Annotated in this window: 4 protein-coding genes; 2 read left to right on the top strand and 2 right to left on the bottom strand. The window is 65.7% G+C overall.

Features of this window, described 5'->3' with window-relative positions; all coding sequences use genetic code 11:
• A partial coding sequence (locus EOA22_RS28755; RefSeq protein ID WP_127390399.1) for a S8 family serine peptidase occupies positions 1-1123 on the top strand: 1123 nt, incomplete at its 5' end.
• On the opposite strand, the gene EOA22_RS28760 is transcribed toward EOA22_RS28755, so the two are convergent.
• Complete coding sequence (locus EOA22_RS28760; RefSeq protein ID WP_013528257.1) at positions 1120-1629, bottom strand: hypothetical protein; 510 nt, start codon at positions 1627-1629, stop codon at positions 1120-1122. The two genes, EOA22_RS28755 and EOA22_RS28760, sit on opposite strands and share 4 nt — an antisense overlap.
• Positions 1630-1652: 23 nt before the next feature.
• On the bottom strand, positions 1653-2471 hold the full coding sequence (locus EOA22_RS28765) for a class I SAM-dependent methyltransferase (protein WP_063169816.1): 819 nt from the start codon (positions 2469-2471) through the stop codon (positions 1653-1655).
• Between the two features lie 78 nt (positions 2472-2549).
• Between EOA22_RS28765 and EOA22_RS28770 the strand changes: the two genes are divergently transcribed.
• Positions 2550-3204: LysR family transcriptional regulator (locus EOA22_RS28770; RefSeq protein ID WP_164755934.1), on the top strand; the 655-nt coding region annotated here is incomplete at its 3' end.

Raw genomic sequence — 3204 nt, forward strand, 5'->3', positions numbered from 1 at the left:
AGCCGGCCCCCCGCCCGGTGGCCCGATCGTCTCGCCGACCGATCTCATTGCCGTTCAGCCGCGGCGCGCGGTGGTTGGCGATTTCGTGCCCGACGAGGTGCTGGTGACCGTCGACGGCGATGCCGGCGCTGTCCAGCAGATCGCCGCCTCCTTCGGCCTGCAGGTGCGCTCGCAGCGCCAGTCGCGGCTGCTTGGCACCACACTGGTGCGCTTCGGCATTCCCGACGGCCGGCCCGTCGGCGTCGTGCTGGCGCAACTGGCCGCCGACGGCCGCACCCAGCGGCGCGAGCCCAATCACGTCTATTCGCTGCAGCAGGCCGCCGGCATCGTCAACTATGCGTTCGACCGCATTGCACTCGATTCCAAGCAGGCCAACGGAGAAAACGTCCGCATCGCGGTGATCGACACCGGCATCGACGACACCAACCCGGCGCTCTCGGGCGTCATTGCCGGGCAGTTCGACGCCATGCCCGACGTGCCAATCGAAAAGCGCGATCACGGCACGTCGATCGACGGGCTGATCGCCGGCGTCGGCGCGCTGGAAGGCATGGCACCGGGCGCAAAAATCTATCACGCCCGCGCCTTCGAGGACGGCAAGTCGACCATGGACGTCATCCTGTCGGCGCTCGACTGGGCGGCGGAACAGGACGTGCGCATCATCAATATGAGCTTTGTCGGGCCGAAGAACGATTTGCTCGGCGTCGCCTGCCGCAATGCCCGCGCGCTCGGCATGGTGCTGGTCGCCGCAGCCGGTAACAACGGGCCGAAGGCGCCCTATGGCTATCCGGCCGCCTTCGATGGTGTCGTCGCGGTGACCGCCACCGATGCCAAGGACGGGCTGATGCCGCAGGCCAATCGCGGCGCCTATGTCTTCATCTCGGCACCCGGCGTCGAGATGGTGGCGCCGAGCGGCGCCGGCTCGGATGTGGTCACAGGCACCTCGTTTGCCGCGGCGATCGTGAGCGGCGCCATCGCCAATCTCATCCATGCCGCGCCCGATCGCTCGGCCGACGACATCGAAAAGGCGCTCGCGGCAACGGCCAGGGATCTCGGCCCCAAGGGACGCGACAATGATTTCGGCTACGGCCTGCTGGACATCAAGGCGGCGGCGGCAAAGGACTAGTCTGCGACAGTCCAAGCCGCGGCTTGCGGAGGACGCACCAGAAAATAGAACGCGACGATGTGCGTGATCATCAGCAGCGGCACGTAGATGATCGGGATCGCGTAGGTGGCGCCCAGTTCGCCCGCACGCTGGGGGAGGCCGACCTGGATGGCGTGGTAATAGTCCACGATGAGGTCGACCGTCCCGACCAGATTGAAGGCGACGACGAGCGCCCAGAAGAGCTGAGGTATCCTCACCGTGAGCAGCGCCAGCATGGCCAGCACTCCTGTTGCAAGGTCGCCGTAGGCAGCAAACACGGCAAAGCCGGCAGGCAAATCGGGGCTGACGACACCCGGAACGAGGAAGACCAGCCCGAAGAAGCGGAAGCTGTGCAGAGCGGCAACAGCGCGCTGCGCCGCGACCCGGTCCATCGACCTGAGCCACGGCAAACCGTATGTAGCGAAGCAAAGCAGCCACGCGACATAGCCCAGAACAAGATGGATTTGGAATAGGACTTCGGTGGACATCTGGCCTCCTCTCGACAATTGGTTCATGCGGCCTCGAACACTGCGGTCAGGATACCGAGCCGACCTTGCATAAGATTTCGTCCGAGGTTGGCCGCAAGCTCAGCGAAGTCCGGTCCCATCACCACGCCGAGATTGGGCGAAGGCGGCGGCCCCGACGCGCGCAACTGTGCGAACCACGCCTTGGCGGCGTCGGTGTCGTCTTGCCATGCCAGCATGCGGAAGCTGGCCGGTTCGATCGCCTCGCGCGTCGCACCGGCTGTTAGGAGAAAGCTCGTCGCCGGCGTTCTCGCCCAGGGAAGCGGATAGTGCGGCTCGCCTCCAGACAGCACGACGTCGTATGTGGCAAACCTGCCGCCTGGCTTCAGCACGCGCCGAATCTCGCTGTAGAGCAGCGTCCGGTCAGAGATGTTCATCGCCACGTGCTGCAACAGCACCGCGTCGAAACGGCCATCGTCGAATGGGAGCTCCAATGCGCTGGCGGTCTGGAACGACAGCTGCCCGCTCTGTCCCGTGCGCTCGGTCAGATAGCGCGCGGCATCCACGAAAGGCTCGCTGAGATCCACGCCAGTAACCCGGCAGCCATAGGTCGCAGCCAGAAAGCGCGCCGGCCCACCGACGCCCGAGCCGACGTCCAGTATCGACATGTCGGCAGCGATCCCCGCCAATTGGGCAAGCTCGGCGGTGGCAGCTAGCCCACGGGTGTGAAACTGGTCGAGAACGCCCAATTGTTGGGGCGTGAGGAGCTGGTCCTCCGGGCCGAGGGCAGCCAACACCGTCTTCAGCCGCTCGGTCAGGCCCGTCGCGCGATAATGGTCGCGTACCCCTTCAAGTTCATCGGTCATCGCATGATGTCTCCTAGGTTCAGCTCATACCTAGGCCCACTTCCATAATTCGACTACCCGGCGTAATAACAACAACCTATGAAGCAGAACTACACAGTCCGACATGGTGCGCTGGAGGGCATCGAGGCGTTCCTGGCTGTCGCCAGGCACCGCAACTTCCGCCGCGCCGCAGCGCAACTCGGCGTGACACCGTCCGCCGTGAGCCAGGCGGTGCGCGCGCTGGAGGCACGCATGGGTGCGGCGCTGTTCGTCCGCACGACACGGAGCGTCGGCTTGACCGAGCCTGGCCAGCGGTTCCTCGATCGTGCCGGCCCTGCTTTCGAAGAACTCGTCGCGGCCGGCGAGGCCGTGCGTGACATCGGCCAACGGCCGACCGGTCTGCTGCGCCTGTCCGTGCCCCGCGCTGTCGTGCCGTTGATCCTGGAGCCGATGATCGCGTCGTTCTGCCGGGCTTACCCCGAGATCGAGCTGGAGATCGCCGCGAGCGACGAGATGGTCGATCTCGCGGCCGGCGGGTTCGATGCCGGCATCCGTCTCGGCCAGTTCATTGCGGTCGACATGGTCGCGGTGCGGCTACCCCCATCGTTTTCGTTCGTGGTCGTCGGCAGCCCTGACTATCTCAAACGCCACGGCCGCCCCGAACGCGTCGACGATCTGCGCAACCACGCCTGCCTGCGCTTGCGCCGTTCGAATGGCGCCATAGCGCCCTGGGCTTTCGTCGACGGCAACGAGA

This window comes from Mesorhizobium sp. M7A.F.Ca.US.014.04.1.1 (assembly GCF_003998745.1).
GTDB lineage: Bacteria > Pseudomonadota > Alphaproteobacteria > Rhizobiales > Rhizobiaceae > Mesorhizobium > Mesorhizobium ciceri.

Coding starts and splice junctions, on each gene's coding strand:
- EOA22_RS28765 (WP_063169816.1), bottom strand. CDS start 2,471: ATGACCGATGAACTTGAAGGGGTACGCGACCATTATCGCGCGACGGGC.
- EOA22_RS28760 (WP_013528257.1), bottom strand. CDS start 1,629: ATGTCCACCGAAGTCCTATTCCAAATCCATCTTGTTCTGGGCTATGTC.